Below are 20,400 nucleotides of genomic sequence, written 5' to 3'. Positions count from 1 at the left end.
GACGGGGTCGGGCGCCCGTCAACCTCCCGGGAGGTCAGTCGCCGAGCGGGGCGAGCAGCTCCTTCCTGCCCTCGAACGCGACGAGCAGCAGGTCGGCCATCCGGAAACGGCCGTCCTTCTCGCCGAGGCTCGGCCGGAAGCCGGGGTTGCGCACGATCGAGAACGTGCTGCCCTCCATCGCCCGGTGGAAGGTCTCGGCCACGAGCCGCGCGCCGACGCCGGTGAGCACGCCGTCGTTGAGCTCGGCCTCGCGCAGGACGTAGAACCACAGCGGCGTGTCCTTGAGGAAGGCGTCGAGCTGGGGCGCGGTGAGCCCGTCGAGGCTGGCGGTGCTGCGCCCGCCCGACCCGCGGAGCTGGGCCTTGGTCAGCGTCGTGACAGGTACGCCGTTCGCGCGGAGCAGGGCGGCCATCTGCTGGCCGCTGGCGAGCTTCATCATCCGCGCGCGGACGAGGTTGCGGAAGGCGAGGTTCGCCCGGATCGTGCCCTCGTCGCTGACACTGCCGCCGAACGAGCCCATCGGCAGCGTGGCCAGGGGGTCGACCAGGCGAGTGTCGATGCGGCGCGCGAGGTTGAACTCGCCGGTGGGCGGCTTGAGCTCGCCGTGCCCGACCTGCGCGAAGCGGTAGAGCCGGCGCCAGTCCGCGATCCAGTTCGACGGCAGGGTCGGGTCGCCGCCGAGGCCCCCGCTGGTGCCGGAGAAGAAGAAGAGCAGGTCGAGGGTGCCCGACCCGTTCGGGAAGCGCGCGTTCCAGTCGTAGGCCTCGCGGACCATGGAGTGCCCGAGCCGGAACGCCGCGACGGAGAACTCGACCGGCATCGTCGGCATGGTGAGCGGGTCGGCGCCGGGCTCGACGATCTTGCGGCCTCCTGAGAAGACGTCCTTCACGACGGCTCCGTCGCAGATCCGCGTCAGGTAGTCGTGGCGCAGCATCCACTGGTAGTGCAGCACCACCTTGCGGCGCGCCTTCTCGAAGCGCTCACCGGGGGGCGTGGCGGGCCCGAGATCCGCCACGACCCGGTTGTGGAAGCGGATCATCGCGGCGTGCGTCTGCGCGACGACGAGGTTCTCGTCGTTGCGCCGGTCCGGGATGTCCGCCAGGTCACGGTCGACGCCACCGCCACCGACGCGCGGCACGTCGAAGCCGACGCGCGCAACGTCGCTGCCGATCTTCGTGGTCTTGCCGACCTTGAGCCGCGTGCGGTCGGCCTCGTAGAAGTGCGCGGAGACCGGGTCGAGCGGGCCGGCGCCGTAGAGGCTGTCGAGGTCGAGCGTCGGCGAGCGGCCCTGGAGCAGGTCGGCCGGCGAGACGTCGTCGCCGAACGCCACCGTGGTCGCGTCGAAGGTGAGGTCGTGGTCGACGAACTGCCCGAGGTAGGTGTAGCCGGACGGGATGTCACCGTCGGTCTCCGAGCCGCCGGTCATCGCCAGGGCCACCTTGCGGAGCGTGGCCTCCGGGAGGCGTACGCCGGTGGGGCCCACGCGCGAGAAGCGGAAGGTCGGGGCGGCGGGGGCGGCGGCGCTCGTCGCGCTGGTGTTCGCCCGGGCGCTGAACGCGCGGTCCGGGGCGTCGCCGACGACGCCCTCCCCCACGATGAAGAACGCGTCGCGTCCGTGGTGCGGTGCCTGCTGGTGCCGGTCGGATGCTGGTGCCATCGCTGGTCCCTCCCAAGAGCTGCTGTGGCTGGTCGGACCACCATCCGCCGGTCGCCACGAACGCGCATCGGTGATCCTGCTGAGGTCTGGACCACCGGTCCGACAGCCCGGAGGGACGAGGACGGCTAGGGGAGGTCGCCGGTCAGGTAGTGCTGCAGCGTGGGCCCGACGCGTGCGACGAGGTCGTCGGCGGGCATCGCAGCGAGCGGCGGCAGGGCGACGACATAGCGCGCGACGATGAGGCCCATGAGCTGGCTGGCCACCAGCGGGATCCGCACCTCCGGCCGGTCGGCGACCAGGCCGGTCAGGACGGGGCCGACCACCACGGGGATGAAGGCGTCGCGCACGAGCCCGCCGTTGTCGTCGGTGATCAGCGAGCGCACCATGGCCAGCAGCCCGGGCTGGACGGCCGGGTCGTCCCACACGCGCAGGAAGGTGCGCAGCAGCCGCTCGCCGGCGCCGTCGGGACCTGCGGCCACCACCGGAGCCAGCACCTCGCGCGGGTCGACGGGGATCTGCAGGGCGGCGACGAACAGGTCGTCCTTCGTGCCGAAGTAGTGGTGCACCAGCGCGGGGTCCACACCTGCGGAGGCCGCGACGGCGCGGATCGTCGTACCCCGGAAGCCCTTCTCGGCGAACGACGCCCGCGCGGCGGTGAGCACCTCGGCGCGGGTGTCCGGGGCACCCGGGCGCCGGCCGCGGGCGGTGGTCATCGCGGGCGGCTCATCGCGGCGGGAGGCCCAGGTGCTCGCGGGCGAACTCGAGCGACTCGCGCAGGTCGTCCTCGCGCTCGGCGCGGTTGGCGGCGCGGCGGGTGTTGATCTCGAGCACGACGTGCCCGCCGAAGTCCTGGGCAGCCAGGTGCTCGAGGAAGGCCTGCGCGCCCATCACGCCGCGGCCCGGGACGAGGTGCTCGTCCTTGGCGGAGCCGGAGCCGTCGGTGAGGTGGACGTGGCGCAGCGAGTCGCCCAGCCGGTCGGCCATCTCGATGACGTCGGAGCGGGCGATGGCGGCGTGGGAGAGGTCGATCGTGGTGTTGGCGTAGTCCTGCTCGCTGGGGTCCCAGCCGGGGAGGTACATCTCCATCCCGCGCCGGGAGGAGGCGCGCCAGGGATACATGTTCTCGACGGCGAAGGCGATGCCGGTGCGGGCCTCGAGCGAGGCGATCCCCTCCACGAAGCCGGCGGCGTAGTCCTTCTGCCAGCGGAACGGCGGGTGCACCACGACGACATCGGCACCGACCTCGTGGGCCATCTCGGCCGACTTCTCGAGCTTGCCCCAGGGGTCGGTGCCCCACACCCGCTGCGTGAACAGCAGGCAGGGCGAGTGGACCGCGCAGATCGGGATCTCGTGGTGGTCGCTCAGCTTCCTGACCGCGTCGATCTGCTGGCTGAGGGAGTCGATGCCGACCATCACCTCCACCGCGTCGTAGCCGGTCGAGGCCGCCCAGCCGAAGCCGTGGGCGGTCGACTCGGGGTAGACCGACGCCGTGGACAGGCCGATCGTGGGAGTCGCCGCAGGGGTCGAGCGGGAGGCCATCGTCAGCGGAGCCTCGTCACGACCGAGATCTGGTCGAGCCGCTCGAGGATGACGCCCTCGCGCAGGGCCCACGGGCAGATCTCCAGCTCGGTCAGGTCGAAGATGTCCATGCAGGCCTCGGCGACCAGCGCGCCGGGCACGATCTGGTGGGTGCGGCTCGGGGAGACGCCGGGCAACGCGGCCAGCTCGTCGGGCGAGAGCTCCATCAGCTGCGGGATCTTCTCCGACAGCGTGGCGAGCTCGAGGACCCGCGGCACCAGTGGGCCGTCGGCGCTGGGCGCGGCACCGCAGATCCGCGCGAGCGACCGGAACGTCTTCGACGTGGCTGCCGCCTTGTCGGGCACGCCGCCTCGCAGCAGGTGGCCGGCGTCGCGGGCGATGTCGGCGCGGACCTGCTTGCGGAGCTCCTTGATGTCGTCGTCGGTCGGTCGGCCGCCTCCGAACCACATCCGCGCCAGCCGGGCCGCGCCCAGGGGCAGCGACCACGCCACGTCGGGGGCCTCGTCGGTGCCGCCGGCGATCTCGAGGGAGCCGCCGCCGATGTCGAAGACCGCCAGCCGGCCGGCCGACCAGCCGAACCAGCGGCGTACGGCCAGGAAGGTGAGGCGTGCCTCGTCCTCACCGGAGAGGACCTCGAGCGCGACCCCGCTGTGCTTCTCCACGTGGGCCAGCACGTCGTCGGAGTTGACCGCGTCACGGACCGCCGAGGTCGCGAAGCCGAGCATCTCCTCGCAGCCCTTGTCCTCGGCGATCTCGGTCGCGGAGGCGCAGAACGCGGTGAGCGCGTCGAGGCCGGCGGGCGTGACGGCGCCGTCGGCGTCGAGGTGCTCGGCCAGGCGCAGGGGCTGCTTGTGCGACGAGGCCGGGAGCGGCGCGGCACCACCGTGGGCATCCACCACCAGCAGGTGACCGGTGTTGGATCCGATGTCGAGGACGCCCAGGCGCATGACAGCCACGCTACTAGGGTGGGTGGGTGCCCGAAGTCGATCTGGTGTTCCCCCGCGCGTACGTCGAGTTCGCGGATCCGGCAGACGACACCCAGGTGTTCCGCTGCGACCTGACCTGGCTCACGTCGAGCTACACGTGCATCTTCGGCCAGGGCTGCCGGGGGATCTACGCCGACGCACCCGACGTGGGCTGCTGCACCCTCGGCGCCCACTTCGCGGACAAGGACGACGAGAAGCGGGTCGCCACGTTCGTCGCCCAGCTCACCCCCGACGACTGGCAGCTCCACCCCGGGCGCGCGGTGAGGAAGAAGGACTGGATCGAGACCGACGACGACGGCGAGCGCAAGACCCTCGCGGTGGTGGTCGACGACCAGCAGGCGTGCGTGTTCCACAACCGCACCGATTTTGCTCCCGCGAGCGGCGGGGGCGGTGCCGGCTGCGCGCTCCACGGCCTGGCCCTGCGGCAGGGCCGCAACCCGCTGGAGACCAAGCCCGACGTGTGCTGGCAGCTGCCGATCCGCCGCCAGTTCCGCAGCGTCGAGCGGCAGGACGGGACCTCCTACACCGAGGTCTCGATCGGCGAGTACGACCGCCGCGGCTGGGGTCCGGGCGGGCACGACCTCGACTGGTACTGCTCCGGCAACACCGAGGCGCACGTCGCCCCGGAGCCGGTCTTCCTCACCCACGAGGCCGAGCTCGTCGAGCTGATGGGCCGCGCGGGGTACGCCGAGCTGGCGCGGCACTGCGAGGCCCACGTCCGGTCGCGATCGGCCCTCGCGCTTCACCCCGCCGACCCGAGATGACCGTCACGCCCATTTCGCTCGACGTCAAGACAACCCGACCCCGGTGTCAAGCCGCTTCGCGAACGGTCGCAGAATCTCTGCATGCGCCTGGACCACGTCAGCTTCGCCGCCGGACCTGATGGTCTTGCCAGCACCGCCCAGCGCCTCGGGGGGCTGCTCGGCACGGACTTCATCGACGGCGGCGTGCACCCCCGCTTCGGCACCCGCAACATGATCCTGCCGCTGGCCGGCGACATCTACATGGAGATCGTCGAGGTGCTCGACCACCCGGCGAGCGACAAGGCGCCCTTCGGGCAGGCCGTGCGCGCCCGCTCCGTCCTCGGCGGCGGCTGGATGGGCTGGGTCGTCTCGGTCCCCGACATCGCCCCCATCGAGGCGCGCCTGGGCCGCGAGTCGGTCAAGGGCAACCGCCACCGCCCGGACGGCACCGAGCTGCTCTGGCGCCAGATCGGCGTCAACGGGCTCCTCTCCGACCCGCAGCTCCCCTTCTTCATCCAGTGGCAGTCGCCCGACGAGCTCCGCCCCAGCAACGGCGCCACCGGCGACTTCTCCCTCGCCTGCCTCGAGATCGCCGGCGACCCGCAGCGCGTCTCGGAGTGGCTCGGCGAGACCGTCGAGGCGCCGCTCGAGGACGTCAAGGTCGAGTGGGTCGCCCCCAACGGCACCCCCGGCGTGGTCGCGGTCCAGCTCCAGACGCCCCACGGCCTCGTCCGCATCTGAGACGAGCAGCGGCGAACGAGGAACGAGCTCGCCGCGTGGGCTCGGCCAGATCGAGCAAGCCCCACGGCCGAGGCACGAGGGCGTGACGGGCGCGTCGAGATCTCACCTCCCATGAAACCCCGGCCCAGCCCCAACATCTGGAACACCCCCGAGCTCTACGAGCTCGAGAACCGGGCGGCCGACCCCCACGACCGGATCGCCACCGCGATGCGCGAGCTCGGCGACTGGGCCGGTCGCAGCGTGCTGGACATCGGCTGCGGCAGCGGCTTCCACCTGCCGCTGTGGGCCTCGACCGCGGCGCAGGTGGTCGGCGTGGAGCCGCACCCACCGCTGGTCGCGCTCGCCCGTCGTCGTACCCGCTCCCTCGACCACGTCTCGGTCCTCGAGGGCGGCGCCCAGGCGCTGCCCGTGCCGGACGCCTCGGTCGACGTCGCGCACGCCCGGTGGGCCTACTTCTTCGGCCCCGGCTCCGAGCCGGGGCTGCGCGAGCTCGACCGGGTCGTACGACGCGGGGGCACGGCGTTCGTGATCGACAACGACCCGACCCGGTCGACGTTCGGCCGCTGGTTCCGCCGCGGCTTCCCCGAGGTCGACCCGGTGGCGGTCGAGCGGTTCTGGTCGATGCACGGGTGGCGGCGCCGCCCGATCGAGATGGGCTGGTCGTTCGCGTCGCGGGAGGACCTCGAGAGCGTGGTCCGCATCGAGCTCCCGCCCGAGGCGGCCGAGGAGGCGCTGGCCTCCCACACCGGCACGACGGTCGACTACGCGGTCAACGTCTGGTTCCGGCACTACTAGGGCTCAGCCCTCGAGGTCGTGCCGGGCGGCTCGATCAGCTCGACTCGCGGATCGCGAGCGTCGGCTCGAGCAGGACGCCCCACGTGTCGACGGGCTGGTGGGTGAGCAGCAGCCGCAAGGTGTTGACGATCTCGACCGCGACGTCCTCGAGGGGCTGGCGCACCGAGGTCAGGCCGACCGGGAAGACCTGCGCGACCTGGGAGTCGTCGAAGCCGACCACCGCGATGTCGCGCCCCGGCGCGAGCTGGCGGATCCAGAGCGTGTGGAGCACGCCCATGGCGAGCGTGTCGGAGGCGCACACGAAGGCGGTGGGCGCGGACTCGTCGAGGAGCACGGCGGCCGCCTCGGCGCCGCTGTGCACGACGTCCTCGACCCGGGAGGCGAGCCCGGTCGTGGACAGGCCGTGGGCGTGCATGGTCTTCAGCCATCCCGAGCGGCGGTCCTCGCCGATCGGGGAGTCCTTGCGCCAGCCGATCCACGCGATGCGGGTGTGGCCGCGGTCGATGAGGTGCTGGGTGGCCAGCCGGGTGCCGGCGGCGCCGTCGACGTCGACCCAGACGTGCCGGGCCTCCTCGTCGTCCCACGGCCTGCCGAAGGCGACGAACGGCGCGCGCTGGTCGGTGAGCCAGGAGGCCTGCGGGTTGCCGAGGTAGGTGTCGGTCACCACGAACGCGTCGACCGCGGTCGAGCGCAGCAGGTTGTCGTAGCCGCCGATCGGGTCCTCGTCGTCTCCCGGGAAGAGCAGGACGTGGTAGCCGACCTCCTCGCTGGCCTCGACCAGCGAGTGGACGAAGCGGTCCATCGCGGCGTTGGCGGTGCCCTCCTGGGCGGGCGCGAAGCGCAGGCCGATCAGCGACGACGTGCGGGTGCGGAGGTTGCGGGCCGCGCGGTTGGGCGAGTAGCCGAGCTCGGCGATCGTCTGGCGCACCCGCTCGAGGGTGTCGGGCCGCAGCAGGTCGGGGTTGTTGACCGCGTTGGACACGGTCTGGCGCGAGACGCCGGCGCGCTCGGCGACGTCGGCGAGCGTCGGGGGCGTGACCGGGAGCTGGCTGCCGCCGACCCGACTGTCACTGCGCCCCATCTGCTGCCCCCCCTTCGACCCGTCCCCTTGACCGATCCAAGGAGCCGAGCATAAAGCCTCGCTCGCGGGCGCCTCGCCCACCAAACGGGTGAAGGGCCCTCGCGAGTATGAGTCGCAAGGGCCCTCCAGGGTGACCGGATCATGTGACGACCTCCGGTCGACGGCCCGTCCCCGCTGATCCCCGCTCCTGCGTCACCCAGTCGCGGCGGCCGGTCTGCCGAAGCTTCCCCGCCGGTCGGATCCTCGTCTCCGAGCCATCCCGCCTCCCGTTGCCGGGCTGCGTGGGAGAAGTTCTACGCCCGTCCCGGGGGCGGGCGCAAGGGGTCGGTCGAGGGGCGTTCGTCCTCCACCGGTCCGTCCACCGACGGCCGGTCCGGGTCCCCAGCAACGGCCGCTCCGTCCACAGGATCGCCGGGTCTTCCACAGGCCGGGCGGCCACGCTGTGGAAACGTGGTCGAGACCAGTGGACGGCGCGCGGGTGTGGGTCGGGCTGGGAGGATCGTGCCGTGCGAAGGAGAGCAGCGGGGCTGGGACTGGTCGTCGTCGGGCTGCTGGCCGCGACCGCCTGCTCGGCGAGCCCGGAGCCCGATCCGGCTCCGTCGGGCACGCCGAGTCCCACCAGGTCCCCGGCGGTGCCCGAGGTGACGGAGCCCGACCTGTCGCCGCTGGCGGAGGCGGTCCGGGGAGCTGTCGCCGACCCTGCCGCGGCACGCGCCGACGTCCGGGAGCTGCTCGCGCAGGGCGCCGAGGTGGCCGACTCGGCCGAGCGCGCCGACGCCCTGGGACTGACCTCGCTCGCCCGCCTCCTCACCCGCGCCGACGACCCGGTCCGCGAACCCGGCGCGGAGCTGCTGCGCGCCGCCACCCGCGGCGACGCCGACGGCGCGGCGCTGGCGCTCCGGGCTGGTGCTCCGGTCGACGTGCGCGACGCGCGTCGTCGTACGCCCCTCCTGCTCGCGGTCATCGACGACCGGCTGGAGGTCGCCGACCTGCTCACCCGCCTCGGAGCCGACCCCGACGCCGTGGACGCGCAACAGGACACCCCGTGGCTGGTCACCGGCGTCACCGGCTCGGTCGCCATGGCGAAGCTGCTGCTCCCGCTCGACCCCGACGTCGCGCTGCGCAACCGCTACGGCGGCGTCTCGATCATCCCGGCGTCCGAGCGCGGCCACGTGGCCTACGTCCGCTGGGCGCTGCAGCACACGGCCGTCGACGTGGACCACGTCAACGACCTCGGCTGGACGGCGCTGCTCGAGGCGGTGGTCCTGGGCGAGGGCACCGAGCGCTGGCAGCGGATCGTCGCGATCCTGCTCGCGCGCGGCGCCGACCCCTCGATCCCCGACCGCGACGGCGTGACGGCCCTCGCGCACGCGCGCGCCCGGGGGTACGACGCCATCGCGGCGCTGCTCTCCCGGTGAGCGTCCGCGGGGCTGTCGGTGGCCTCGCCTAGCGTGGCGCCCATGTCGACCAAGGCCCCCAGGCAGCGCTCCTCCTACCGGTGCTCCGAGTGCGGCTGGGAGACCGCCAAGTGGGTCGGGCGGTGCGGCGAGTGCCAGGCGTGGGGCTCCGTCGCCGAGGCGGGCGCACCCACGATGCGCGCGGCCGCCGGGCCGGTGTCGACCCCGGCCGTCCCCATCGGTCAGGTCCCGATCACCGAGTCGGTCGCCCGCTCCAGCGGCGTGCCCGAGCTCGACCGCGTGCTCGGCGGCGGCCTGGTGCCGGGCGCGGCGATCCTGCTGGCCGGGGAGCCCGGCGTCGGCAAGAGCACGCTGCTACTCGAGGTCGCCGCCCAGACCGCGCGCACCCGCCAGCGCACGCTCTACGTCACCGGCGAGGAGTCGGCCGCCCAGGTGCGGCTGCGCGCCGACCGCACCGGCGGGGTGCACGACGAGCTCTTCCTCGCCGCAGAGACCGACCTCGGCGCGGTGCTGACCCACATCGAGGAGGTCCGGCCGACGCTGCTCGTGGTCGACTCGATCCAGACCATCGGCGCCTCCGGCATCGAGGGGGTGCCCGGCGGCGTCACCCAGGTCAAGGAGGTCGCGGCCGCGCTGATCCGCGTCGCCAAGACCCGCAACATCACCACGGTGATCGTCGGCCACGTCACCAAGGACGGCTCGATCGCCGGCCCGCGCGTCCTCGAGCACCTCGTCGACGTGGTGCTCCACTTCGAGGGCGAGCGCAACTCCCGCTTCCGCATGGTCCGCGCGATGAAGAACCGATACGGCCCCATCGACGAGGTCGGCTGCTTCGACCTGTCGTCGGAGGGCATCCAGGCCGTCACCGACCCCACCGGCCTCTTCGTCGAGCACCACACGCAGGACGTCGCCGGCACCTGCGTCGCGGTCACGATGGAGGGCCGGCGCCCGCTGCTGGCCGAGGTGCAGGCCCTCCTCACCCCGTCGCCGCTCGAGCGCCCCCGCCGCACGGTCTCGGGGGTCGAGTCCTCGCGCGTCGACATGGTCCTGGCGGTGCTCCAGCGGCACGCGCGGCTGCGGATCACGGGCAGCGACACCTTCGTCGCGACCGTCGGCGGCGCCAAGCTCCACGACCCTGCTGCCGACCTCGCCATCGCGGTCGCCGTCGCCAGCTCGCACCTGGGCGTGCCCGCTCCGCGGGGCGCGGTCGCGATCGGCGAGATCGGCCTGGCCGGCGAGCTGCGTCGGGTCCGTGACCTGCCCCAGCGCATCGCCGAGGCGGCGCGGCTCGGGTTCAAGGTGGCGGTGGTGCCGCGCGGGCGTCCGCTCGAGAGCGAGCGCGGGATCCCCTCGCGCCGCACCGTCGACGGGCTCCGCGTGGTGGAGGTCGACGACATCTTCAGCGCGCTGCTCACGCTCGAGCTCACGCCGCCGCTCTAGTCAGCTCGGAGCCGCAGGTCACGGGTCAGTCACGGACGCCTCGGAAGGCGTGCCGCGCCCTACACTTCACCGGGGACGCACGGGGGTGCCCCGAGCACGAGCACGGACTGAGCACGCGGAGGATCGGTGGCAGAGCGCAACGACGAGCAGCTTCGGCTGCGCGCAACACTCGCCTCGATCGCACCCGGTACGCCGCTGCGCGACGGCCTCGAGCGCATCCTCCGCGGCCGCACCGGCGCGCTGATCGTGCTCGGCCAGGACAAGCTCGTCGAGTCGATCTCGACCGGCGGCTTCACCCTCGACGTGCCCTTCACCGCGACGGGCCTGCGCGAGCTGGCGAAGATGGACGGCGCCATCGTGGTCGACAAGGACCTCACCCGGATCCACCGGGCGGCCGTGCACCTCATGCCCGACCACACGATCCCGTCGGAGGAGACCGGCACCCGGCACCGGACCGCCGAGCGCGTCGCCAAGCAGACCGGGCACCCGGTCGTGTCGGTGTCGCAGTCGATGCAGATCATCGCGGCCTACGTCGGCGACATCCGCCACGTCCTCGAGGACTCCGGCAAGATCCTGTCCCGCGCCAACCAGGCCCTCGCCACGCTCGAGCGCTACAAGCTGCGCCTCGACGAGGTCTCCGCCACCCTGTCCGCCCTCGAGATCGAGGACCTGGTCACCGTGCGCGACGTCGCCGTCGTCGCGCAGCGCCTCGAGATGGTGATCCGGATCGCGACCGAGATCGAGGACTACGTCCTCGAGCTCGGCACCGACGGCCGCCTGCTCTCCCTCCAGCTCGAGGAGCTCGTCACCGGCGTCGACGCCGAGCGTGAGCTCGTCGTGCGCGACTACCTCCCCGGCAAGCGCCGCCAGGCCGGCCCCGGTGTGCACCTCGCCGAGCTCGAGAGCCTGTCCTCCACCGAGCTCGTCGACCCCGCCGCCGTCGCCCGCGCGATCGGCCTCGGCGGTGCCGAGCACCTCGACGCCGCGGTCGCGCCGCGCGGCTACCGCCTGCTCGCCAAGGTCCCCCGCCTCCCGGTCGCGGTCGTCGACCGCCTCGTCGACCACTTCGGCGGCCTCCAGCAGCTGCTGTCCGCCGGCATCGACGACCTCCAGGCCGTCGACGGCGTCGGCGAGCTCCGCGCCCGGTCCGTGCGCGAGGGCCTCTCCCGCCTCGCCGAGTCCAGCATCACCGAGCGCTACATCTGACGAGACGGCCCAGATTGAGCAAGCCCAGCCGCTGAGGCACGAGGCGGCGACGGGCGCGTCGAAATCCCTGGGGGAGGCAGAGACCCTCGGAGGCCAGCGGCGCCCGCCAGGTCGACGTACCCCCACTTGCTCCGACACGTGTCCGAGGAACTGCCCTCGCACCGGTCCGTCGGGGGCGACATCCCGGACACGTGTCCGCGGCTGGCGAGAGGTCGTGACGGCCACGTCGAGACCTCACCGTGAGGTCACGACCCTCGGACCCCCGGCAGGACGTCGTACGCCCGGGCTGGCCCTTCCAGTTCCCCCGCAGATGCGGGGATGTCCAAGCTTCTGGTGCCGTGCACGCCCCTGGAAGTTCGTGCTCCCCCGCAGATGCGGGGGAACCGAAGTGCCCGGTCGGCGTTCCACACGGGAACGAAGTGCCCGGTCGGCGTCCGAGACGGGGAGGAAGTGCCCGGTCAGCCCTCGCTGTTGCCGGTACCGTCCTGGCCGGGGGTGTGGGACCGGTCGCCCTTCTTGCCGGTGCCGCCCTGGGTCTGGGGGTCGGCGGTCTGGGTGACGACGCCCGGCTGCGGAGCGACGAGCTCGAACTGGACGTCGGTGCCCTCGCCGCCGAGGGCGGCCGACTCGACGTGGTAGAAACCGGGGCGCGCCCAGTCGGTGCGTCCCGAACAGGTCTCGTCGGACCTCTTGCCCTCGGCCCACGTGAGCGTGACCGGCACCTCGACCGCGTTCCGGACGACCACGTCCTGGAGTGGGATCGAGTCCGGGCACTGCTGGCTGCTCCAGATGAAGTCACTGCCCGAGGTGATCGTCACCGTCATGGTCTGCGCCGACGCCTGGAACGTGCAGGCCTCGGTCACGACGGTCCGCAGGTTGAACGTGAGCGGAATGTCCTGGCCGCCGGCGACCTGCGTCACCGCCGGGGTCGCGACGATGTCGGAGGCGTCGCAGGGCCCGGAGGGCTCGGCCAGGACCGGCTCGGGCGGCGCGGTCCCCTGCTGCTGGCCCTGGTCGCCCTTGTTCTTCCTGCCCTTGTTCTTCTTGCCCGTCCCCGCGCCGGCGGTCGGGCCGGCGGAGGGGGCAGGAGTGGGCGCGACGCTCGCGCCGGTCCGGGTCGCCTTCTCGCCGGCCGCTTCGGTGGCGTCGGACGAACCGCCGAGGATCCGGGCGAGCACGACCACGAGCACGAGCGGGATGCCGAGCACGACCAGTCGACGGGTCCAGTAGACCCGGGCCGGGAGAGGCCCTCGGGGTCGGACGGTCGTCGGCATGGGGTCAGGCTATGGAGCCGGGAGCCCGTCTCGGCGGAGGCGCACCGGCTCACCTACGATCGCCGCGATGGACTCCCCCACTCCCGGCGCGCTGCACGACGCCGTGCTCGGCTGGTACGACGACCACGCGCGCGAGCTGCCCTGGCGCGGGCTCGAGGCCACGCCGTGGTCGGTGATGGTCAGCGAGTTCATGCTCCAGCAGACGCCGGTCGTGCGCGTCCTGCCGGTCCACGCGCTGTGGCTCGAGCGCTGGCCCACCCCGGCCGACCTGGCCGCCGAGCCGACGGGCGAGGCCGTGCGGATGTGGGGCCGCCTCGGCTACCCCCGCCGCGCCCTCCGGCTGCGCGCCGCCGCCACCGCGATCGTCGAGCGGCACGGCGGCGAGGTCCCGACGTCGTACGACGACCTGCTCGCGCTGCCGGGCGTCGGGGACTACACCGCCTCGGCCATCGCGAGCTTCGCCTTCGGCCAGCGGCACGTCGTCCTCGACACGAACGTCCGGCGGGTGCTGGTCCGCGCGGTGTCCGGGCAGGAGTTCCCCGCACCGGCCGTCACCCGCGCCGAGCGGGACGTCGCGACCGCGCTGCTGCCCGACGACGAGGCGACCGCAGCGACCTGGGCGGTGGCGACGATGGAGCTCGGCGCGCTCGTGTGCTCGGCGCGCCAGCCGTCGTGCGACGCCTGCCCAATCGCGGAGGTGTGCGCCTGGCGCGGCGCCGGCTTCCCGGCGTACGACGGTCCGCCCCGCCGCGGGCAGGCGTGGGCCGGCACCGACCGGCAGTGCCGCGGCCGGATCATGGCCCTCGCCCGGGAGCAGTCGTCGGTCACGACGGCGCAGGCCGAGGCGGCGTGGCCGCGGGCCGACCAGCGGGAGCGCTGCCTGGCCGGCCTCGTCGACGACGGCCTCCTGACGCAGATCACCCCGGGGCGCTGGGCGCTCCCGGGGTGATCAGGCGATCTGGCTGAACGTCAGGCCGGGTCGCGCGGGACGTCGACCGGACCCTCGGAGTCGTCCGGGCCCTCGAGGTTGCCCTCGTCGTCACGCTGCGGCTCGATCGCCAGGTCGGCGGTCTCGAACGGCGGCATGTCGGGCACGGCCGAGTTCTTCTGGCCGAGGAACGTGAACTTCGCCGCCGGGCCCTCGCCCTCGACGTCGACCAGGACGATCTGCCCCGGGCCGACCTCGCCGAAGAGCATCTTCTCGGCGAGCACGTCCTCGATCTCGCGCTGCACCGTGCGGCGCAGCGGTCGGGCACCGAGGACCGGGTCGAAGCCGCGCTCGGCCAGCAGCGCCTTGGCGGGCTGGGTGAGCTCGAGCGACATGTCGCGGTCCTTCAGCCGGAGCTCGACGGCAGCGATCATGTTGTCGACCATCGCGACGATCTGCTCCTGCGACAGCGGCGGGAACACCACGATCTCGTCGACACGGTTGAGGAACTCGGGGCGGAAGTGCTGCTTGAGCTCCTCCGAGACCTTGCTCTTCATCCGCTCGTAGGAGCCCGCCGCGTCGGCGCCCACGGCACCGAAGCCGAGGTTGACGCTCTTGGCGATGTCTCGCGAGCCGAGGTTGGTCGTCATGATGATGACGGTGTTCTTGAAGTCGACCACCCGACCCTGGGAGTCGGTCAGACGACCTTCCTCGAGGATCTGCAACAGGCTGTTGAAGATGTCGGGGTGGGCCTTCTCGACCTCGTCGAACAGGACCACTGAGAACGGCTTGCGGCGCACCTTCTCGGTGAGCTGGCCGCCCTCCTCGTAGCCGACGTAGCCGGGAGGCGAGCCGAAGAGCCGCGAGACGGTGTGCTTCTCGGAGAACTCGCTCATGTCGAGCTGGATGAGCGCGTCCTCGTCGCCGAAGAGGAACTCCGCGAGCGTCTTGGACAGCCACGTCTTGCCGACGCCGGACGGGCCGGCGAAGATGAACGACCCTCCGGGACGCTTCGGGTCCTTGAGGCCCGCACGCGTACGACGGATCGCGCGGGAGAGTGCCTTGACGGCGTCCTCCTGGCCGATGACGCGCTTGTGCAGCTCGTCCTCCATCTTGAGCAGACGGGTGGACTCCTCCTCCGAGAGCTTCACGATCGGGATGCCCGTGGCCACGGCCAGGACCTCGGCGATCAGCTCCTCGTCGACCTCGGCGATCTCGTCGAGGTCGCCGGCGCGCCACTGCTTCTCGCGCTCGGCACGGCGGGCGGACAGCTGCTTCTCCTCGTCGCGCAGGCGGGCCGCGGCCTCGAAGTCCTGCCCGTCGATCGCGGCCTCCTTGCGCTGGCGCACGTCGCCGATCTTGTCGTCGTACTCGCGCAGGTCCGGCGGCGCGGTCATCCGGCGGATGCGCAGTCGCGACCCGGCCTCGTCGATGAGGTCGATGGCCTTGTCCGGCAGGAACCGGTCGGAGATGTAGCGGTCGGCCAGCGTCGCCGCCGAGACCAGGGCCTCGTCGGTGATGGTGACGCGGTGGTGCGCCTCGTAGCGGTCGCGCAGGCCCTTGAGCATCTCGATCGTGTGCGCGATCGAGGGCTCCTGGACCTGGATGGGCTGGAAGCGGCGCTCGAGCGCGGCGTCCTTCTCGAGGTACTTGCGGTACTCGTCGAGGGTGGTGGCGCCGATGGTCTGCAGCTCGCCGCGGGCCAGCATCGGCTTGAGGATGCTGGCGGCGTCGATCGCGCCCTCGGCCGCACCGGCACCGACGAGGGTGTGGATCTCGTCGATGAACAGCACGATGTCACCGCGGGTGCGGATCTCCTTGAGCACCTTCTTGAGGCGCTCCTCGAAGTCACCGCGGTAGCGCGAGCCGGCGACGAGGGCGCCGAGGTCGAGCGTGTAGATCTGCTTGTCCTTCAGCGTCTCGGGCACGTTGCCCTTGACGATGTCCTGGGCGAGGCCGGCCACGATCGTGGTCTTGCCGACGCCGGGCTCCCCGATGAGGACGGGGTTGTTCTTCGTGCGTCGCGACAGGATCTGCATCACGCGCTCGATCTCCTGCTCGCGACCGATGACCGGGTCGAGCTTGCCCTCGCGGGCGGCCTGGGTGAGGTTCTGGCCGAACTGGTCGAGGACCAGCGAGCTGGACGGCGCCTCGCCACCGGCACCGGCGGTCTGGGCGCCGGACGCGGCCGACTCCTTGCCCTGGAAGCCGCTGAGCAGCTGGATGACCTGCTGGCGCACCCGGTTGAGGTCCGCGCCGAGCTTCTGCAGCACCTGCGCGGCGACGCCCTCCCCCTCGCGGATCAGGCCGAGCAGGATGTGCTCGGTGCCGATGTAGGAGTGGCCCAGCTGGAGTGCCTCGCGCAGCGAGAGCTCGAGCACCTTCTTGGCGCGGGGCGTGAACGGGATGTGGCCGGACGGGGCCTGCTGGCCCTGGCCGATGATCTCCTCGACCTGGGCGCGCACGGCCTCCAGGGAGATGTCGAGGGACTCGAGGGCCTTGGCGGCGACGCCCTCGCCCTCGTGGATGAGACCGAGCAGGATGTGCTCGGTCCCGATGTAGTTGTGGGAGAGCATGCGGGCCTCTTCCTGGGCCAGCACGACAACTCGCCGGGCTCGGTCGGTGAACCGCTCGAACATGTGCGCTCCTCTACGTCTGCGTGGTCCGCTGGCCCCCCGCCGGGGCGGGAGCACGAACACTGGGCTCAACGCCCGACTCCAGCCTACGTGTTCCCCCGCACAGCACGAGCCCGTCCGCTGACAGCGAACGGAGGACCGGGGGGCGTCGATAAGTCTAGTAATTCAGTATGCTTAAGTTCTCGGGCCTGAGCTCCACCTCACGAAGGACCCCCGATGAGCCTCACCCCGACCCTGCAGCGCGCCGCCCCGCGTGACCGCGACGTCGCTGACACCCGCCGCCGCGCGGCGCGACGCGGACGCGTGCGCCGTGCTGCGCTGCACGTGACCACCTTCGTCGTGCTGCTCGCCGTCTGGTGGGCCGTCACCCGCGCCGGTCTGGTCCGCCCGCTGTTCCTGCCGTCGCCCGGCGACGTGTGGGACGCGTTCACGCGCGCCAACTCCGACCACCCCGTCAGCGCGGGATCGAGCCGCATGGTCCGGGGCGAGCAGAACTACTACCTGTGGGAGCACCTGCTCGCGAGCCTCCAGCGCATCGCCGCCGGTGTCGGCGGCGGCATCCTCGTCGGCGTGCCGCTCGGCCTGGTCATGGGCACCACCTTCCTCGGCACCCTGCTGGAGCCCTACCTCAACTTCCTGCGCTCGCTCCCGCCGCTGGCCTACATCGGCCTGCTCATCGTGTGGTTCGGCATCGGTGACACCTCCAAGGTGTGGCTGCTGTTCCTGGCGGCGTTCCCGCCGATCACGATGGCGACGATGGCCAGCGTCCGTGGCGTGCGCGAGGACCAGGTCAATGCCGCGCTCAGCCTCGGCGCCGGTCGCGCCCGGACCCTCTGGGCCGTCGTGCTGCCCTCGACCCTTCCCGACATCCTGACGGGCATCCGCGTCGCGACCGGATTCGCCTGGACCACGGTCGTGGCCGCCGAGATCGCCAACGGCATCCCCGGCATCGGCGGCCTCGCCTACCTCGCGGGCGAGCAGCTCCGCAGCGACCTCGTCGTCGCCTGCATCTTCGTGATCGGCCTCGCCGCCATCGTCCTCGACCTCGGCCTCAAGGCGCTCGAGCGCGCCCTCGTGCCCTGGCGCGGCCGGGCCTGACCCCACACCCCTCTTCACGTACGACCGCAGCTCCCACCCCTGTTCCACGTCCCCGTCACCCCAGGAGAACCGATGCCCCACTTCCGCACCCTCGCCGCGGCCGCCACCACCGCATGCCTCGCGATCAGCCTCACCGGCTGCGTCGAGTCCGGCCGTTCGAGCAGCGCCGCTCCGGAGGAGTCGGCCTGCCCGTGGACACCGGACGAGTCGATCGACACGACCGCCAGGATCGCCTGGCAGGCCATCCCCAACGGCGACGTCGTGGTCAAGGACCAGGGGCTGCTCGAGGCGTGCATGCCCAACGCCACGATCACCTGGGTCCAGGCCGCGTCGGGCGGCGAAGTCGTGGGCTACTACGGCGCCGGCGAGGTCGACCTCGGCCTGATGGGCTCCTCGCCCGCGACCATCGCGTCCTCCGAGCCGACCAACGCCGACGTCGACCTCGACGTGGTCTGGATCCACGACGTGATCGGCGACGCCGAGTCGCTGATCGCCAAGGACCCGTCGGTCACCGACCTCGCGGGCCTGCGCGGCGCCACCATCGCCGTGCCGTTCAGCAGCACCGCCCACTACTCCCTGCTGCAGGCCCTGATCGAGGAGGGCCTCGACCCCGACAAGGACGTCAAGGTCATCAACCTCGACCCCGAGAAGATGGCCGGCGCTTGGCAGGGCGACCAGATCGACGCGGCGTGGGTCTGGGACCCCACCCAGAGCCAGCTCATCGAGGACGGCGGCACCCGCATCCTCTCCAGCGCCGACACGGCTGAGGCTGGCCGGCCCACCTTCGACGTGGGCACGGTCGACGCGGCCTTCGCCGAGGACAACGCCGCCTTCATGGACCAGTGGGCCAAGGCCCAGGACTACGCGGTGGCGATGATCCAGGACGACCCGGAGAAGGCCGCGGAGTCGGTCGCCGTCGTGCTGGGCATCGACCCCGAGGACGTCCTGCCCCAGTTCGACGGGCTCACCTTCCTCGACGCCGCCACCCAGGCCGGACCGGACTACCTCGGCGGCAAGCTCGCCGACGACCTGCACACCACTGCGTCCTTCCTGCTGGAGCAGGGCGGCATCGACGCCGTGGGGAGCACGGAGGACTACGCCTCGCACGTCGACGCGCGGCCCGCGGGCTCGGTGGGCCCGTGACGACCGGCGCGGGCCAGGGACGCGCCATCTCGCTGGACGGTGTGGCCAAGAGCTTCGACGTCGGCGGCGAGTCGCTGCCCGCGCTCGCGGCCACGACCCTCGACATCGCGCCGGGCGAGTTCGTCACCCTCGCGGGCCCGTCCGGCTGCGGCAAGACCACGCTGCTCCGCATCCTGGCCGGCTTCACCGAGCCGAGCAGCGGTTCGGTCACCGTGTCGGGCGAGCCCGTGCGGGGACCGGGGCACGAGCGCGGCGTCGTCTTCCAGCAGCCGACCCTCTTCCCGTGGCTGAACGTGCGCCGCAACGTCGAGGTGGGTCCCCGGCTCCAGCGCGTGCCGGCGGCCGAGCGACGGGCCCGGACCGACCACTACCTCGAGCTGGTGGGCCTGGGCGACTTCGCGGAGCACCGCCCCTACGAGCTCTCGGGCGGCATGCAGCAGCGCTGCCAGATCGCACGCGTGCTGGCCGGGGACCCCGACATCGTGCTGATGGACGAGCCGTTCGGTGCCCTCGACGCCCTGACCCGCGAGCGACTGCAGGGCGAGCTCCTCCAGATCTGGCGCGAGACCGGGAAGACGATCCTGTTCATCACGCACAGCGTCGACGAGGCGGTCTACCTGGGATCGCGGGTGCTCGTGATGAGCCCCCGACCCGGCCGGATCGTCTTCGACGCACCCGCGCGGTTCGGCCGCGACGGGCACAGCGTGCCCGTCGCCGACATCCGCTCGCTGCCCGAGTACGCCGAGCTGACCGCGGACGTGCGGCGCGCCATCTACGCCGACGTCGGCTGAGCCCGCCTCGGGGCTAGGCGTGGGCGGCCTCGTAGTCGCGGACCAGCTCGTCGACCGTGCGGCCGTCGACGGCGAAGCGGGAGGGGTCGTACGTCCCCTCCCGCAGGCGGTGCGACACGGCGACGACGGTGCCGGGAGCCTGCTCGTCTACCCAGGCCAGGAAGTGGGCCGACGGCTGGTAGCCGGTGAGCGCGGCGCCCGGCTCGAAGCCCGGCTGCGACCACTCGGTCGACAGGCCGAGCCGGTTGCGCGTGAGGTCGGCGATGCCTTCGATCACCCAGTGGGTGCGCTCGGAGTGCTCGCGCGGCTGGAGGTAGGCGTGGGAGAGCTCGTGCACCACGCAGCCGGCGTCGTCCGGGTGCTCGACGAACCACGGCTCGTGGAGCCGGATCACCCGCCCGCCCGTGACGGCGATCCCGGGGCGGGGTGAGACCACGACCAGCACCCGGACCGGCTCGAGGCCCATCACGTCGGCGACGGCCCGGCCGTGCTCGGCGACGAGGGCGTTGGCCCACGACCGGATGCCGGACCGGCGCCTGCGACCCCTCAGGTGGCCCGTGAGGAGCCCGGGCCACTCCGAGGGGGACACGTGTCAGTGAGCGGCGTCGTAGGCCTGCTGCACGTCGGCCGAGATGCGGCCGCGCTCGGAGACCTCCATGCCCTGGGCCTTGGCCCACTCGCGGACGTCCTTGGTGTTCGAGGACGACGTCGCGGCAGCCTTGCGGCCGCGACGGGCGCCGCCGGTGACCTTGCGGGCGTGGCCGACGTAGCCGCTGAGCGCCTCGCGGAGGGCGGACGCATTGGCGTCGTTGAGGTCGATCTCGTAGGTCGTTCCGTCGAGCCCGAAGGTGACGGTCTCGGTGGCGTCGGTCCCGTCGAGGTCGTCGACGAGGACGATGTTGACCTTCTGTGCCATGGGGAATT

At 72.5% G+C, this 20,400-nt stretch carries 19 protein-coding genes; 10 read left to right on the top strand and 9 right to left on the bottom strand.

The annotated features are described in order from the left end of the window. Window positions 1-34: 34 nt before the first annotated feature. The 4 genes from BLV76_RS10085 to BLV76_RS10070 all read right to left on the bottom strand — a co-directional run bounded on the left by BLV76_RS10085 (window position 35) and on the right by BLV76_RS10070 (window position 4,143). Window positions 35-1,657, bottom strand: a complete 1,623-nt coding sequence (locus BLV76_RS10085) for a peroxidase family protein (RefSeq protein WP_090969009.1) — start codon at window positions 1,655-1,657, stop codon at window positions 35-37. Window positions 1,658-1,782: 125 nt separating this feature from the next. Continuing rightward, a complete protein-coding gene (locus tag BLV76_RS10080; protein WP_090969008.1) occupies window positions 1,783-2,370 on the bottom strand; it encodes a TetR/AcrR family transcriptional regulator in 588 nt (195 codons plus the stop codon). Window positions 2,371-2,380: 10 nt separating this feature from the next. Next, complete coding sequence (locus tag BLV76_RS10075) at window positions 2,381-3,196, bottom strand: sugar phosphate isomerase/epimerase family protein (RefSeq protein WP_090969007.1); 816 nt, start codon at window positions 3,194-3,196, stop codon at window positions 2,381-2,383. Between the two features lie 2 nt (window positions 3,197-3,198). Next, complete coding sequence (locus BLV76_RS10070) at window positions 3,199-4,143, bottom strand: Ppx/GppA family phosphatase (protein WP_090969006.1); 945 nt, start codon at window positions 4,141-4,143, stop codon at window positions 3,199-3,201. A gap of 26 nt (window positions 4,144-4,169) precedes the next feature. Here BLV76_RS10070 and BLV76_RS10065 point away from each other — a divergent pair, with 26 nt between their 5' ends. The 3 genes from BLV76_RS10065 to BLV76_RS10055 all read left to right on the top strand — a co-directional run bounded on the left by BLV76_RS10065 (window position 4,170) and on the right by BLV76_RS10055 (window position 6,461). Then, on the top strand, window positions 4,170-4,946 hold the full coding sequence (locus BLV76_RS10065; RefSeq protein ID WP_090969005.1) for a DUF3109 family protein: 777 nt from the start codon (window positions 4,170-4,172) through the stop codon (window positions 4,944-4,946). 81 nt (window positions 4,947-5,027) lie between these two features. Next, window positions 5,028-5,666: a VOC family protein gene (locus BLV76_RS10060; protein WP_090969004.1), complete on the top strand. Its 639-nt coding sequence runs from the start codon at window positions 5,028-5,030 to the stop codon at window positions 5,664-5,666. Window positions 5,667-5,777: 111 nt separating this feature from the next. Continuing rightward, a complete protein-coding gene (locus BLV76_RS10055) occupies window positions 5,778-6,461 on the top strand; it encodes a class I SAM-dependent methyltransferase (protein ID WP_090969003.1) in 684 nt (227 codons plus the stop codon). A 34-nt stretch (window positions 6,462-6,495) separates the two neighbouring features. Here the strand turns inward: BLV76_RS10055 and BLV76_RS10050 are convergent, their stop codons facing one another. After that, window positions 6,496-7,542 carry a LacI family DNA-binding transcriptional regulator gene (locus BLV76_RS10050; RefSeq protein ID WP_090969002.1) on the bottom strand — a complete coding sequence of 349 codons (1,047 nt, stop codon included), beginning with the start codon at window positions 7,540-7,542 and terminating at the stop codon, window positions 6,496-6,498. 506 nt (window positions 7,543-8,048) lie between these two features. Here BLV76_RS10050 and BLV76_RS22835 point away from each other — a divergent pair. From BLV76_RS22835 to disA, 3 genes are all read left to right on the top strand, one after another. Then, window positions 8,049-8,960 carry an ankyrin repeat domain-containing protein gene (locus tag BLV76_RS22835; RefSeq protein WP_217630313.1) on the top strand — a complete coding sequence of 304 codons (912 nt, stop codon included), beginning with the start codon at window positions 8,049-8,051 and terminating at the stop codon, window positions 8,958-8,960. A 42-nt stretch (window positions 8,961-9,002) separates the two neighbouring features. Beyond that, window positions 9,003-10,400, top strand: coding sequence for a DNA repair protein RadA (radA, locus tag BLV76_RS10040; RefSeq protein ID WP_090969001.1), 1,398 nt, complete (start codon window positions 9,003-9,005; stop codon window positions 10,398-10,400). A 126-nt stretch (window positions 10,401-10,526) separates the two neighbouring features. Beyond that, window positions 10,527-11,606, top strand: coding sequence for a DNA integrity scanning diadenylate cyclase DisA (gene disA, locus BLV76_RS10035; protein ID WP_090969000.1), 1,080 nt, complete (start codon window positions 10,527-10,529; stop codon window positions 11,604-11,606). Between the two features lie 458 nt (window positions 11,607-12,064). On the opposite strand, the gene BLV76_RS10030 is transcribed toward disA, so the two are convergent. Then, on the bottom strand, window positions 12,065-12,880 hold the full coding sequence (locus BLV76_RS10030) for a hypothetical protein (protein WP_139306541.1): 816 nt from the start codon (window positions 12,878-12,880) through the stop codon (window positions 12,065-12,067). 67 nt (window positions 12,881-12,947) lie between these two features. On the opposite strand from BLV76_RS10030, the gene BLV76_RS10025 reads away from it, so the two are divergent. After that, window positions 12,948-13,829 carry an HhH-GPD family protein gene (locus BLV76_RS10025; RefSeq protein WP_175539629.1) on the top strand — a complete coding sequence of 294 codons (882 nt, stop codon included), beginning with the start codon at window positions 12,948-12,950 and terminating at the stop codon, window positions 13,827-13,829. A gap of 20 nt (window positions 13,830-13,849) precedes the next feature. Here BLV76_RS10025 and BLV76_RS10020 read toward each other — a convergent pair whose 3' ends face one another. Then, entirely contained in the window at window positions 13,850-16,447 is a 2,598-nt protein-coding gene (locus BLV76_RS10020; RefSeq protein ID WP_090968997.1) for an ATP-dependent Clp protease ATP-binding subunit, read from the bottom strand. 213 nt (window positions 16,448-16,660) lie between these two features. On the opposite strand from BLV76_RS10020, the gene BLV76_RS10015 reads away from it, so the two are divergent. From BLV76_RS10015 to BLV76_RS10005, 3 genes are all read left to right on the top strand, one after another. Then, window positions 16,661-17,542, top strand: coding sequence for an ABC transporter permease (locus BLV76_RS10015; protein ID WP_090968996.1), 882 nt, complete (start codon window positions 16,661-16,663; stop codon window positions 17,540-17,542). Window positions 17,543-17,614: 72 nt separating this feature from the next. Next, window positions 17,615-18,685, top strand: coding sequence for a taurine ABC transporter substrate-binding protein (locus tag BLV76_RS10010; protein WP_090968995.1), 1,071 nt, complete (start codon window positions 17,615-17,617; stop codon window positions 18,683-18,685). Beyond that, window positions 18,682-19,476: an ABC transporter ATP-binding protein gene (locus BLV76_RS10005; protein ID WP_090968994.1), complete on the top strand. Its 795-nt coding sequence runs from the start codon at window positions 18,682-18,684 to the stop codon at window positions 19,474-19,476. The genes BLV76_RS10010 and BLV76_RS10005 overlap by 4 nt, the downstream gene beginning before the upstream one ends. 13 nt (window positions 19,477-19,489) lie before the next feature. Here BLV76_RS10005 and BLV76_RS10000 read toward each other — a convergent pair whose 3' ends face one another. Together BLV76_RS10000 and BLV76_RS09995 are read right to left on the bottom strand one after the other, a co-directional pair. Next, a complete protein-coding gene (locus tag BLV76_RS10000) occupies window positions 19,490-20,065 on the bottom strand; it encodes a basic secretory protein-like protein (protein WP_090968993.1) in 576 nt (191 codons plus the stop codon). 3 nt (window positions 20,066-20,068) lie between these two features. Beyond that, window positions 20,069-20,392 (bottom strand): histone-like nucleoid-structuring protein Lsr2, encoded by a 324-nt coding sequence (locus tag BLV76_RS09995; RefSeq protein ID WP_090968992.1) that lies wholly within the window; start codon window positions 20,390-20,392, stop codon window positions 20,069-20,071. Window positions 20,393-20,400: the final 8 nt, after the last annotated feature.

The organism is Nocardioides exalbidus (assembly GCF_900105585.1).
Lineage (GTDB): Bacteria > Actinomycetota > Actinomycetes > Propionibacteriales > Nocardioidaceae > Nocardioides > Nocardioides exalbidus.
This window is presented reverse-complemented; position numbering and strand designations above follow the sequence as displayed.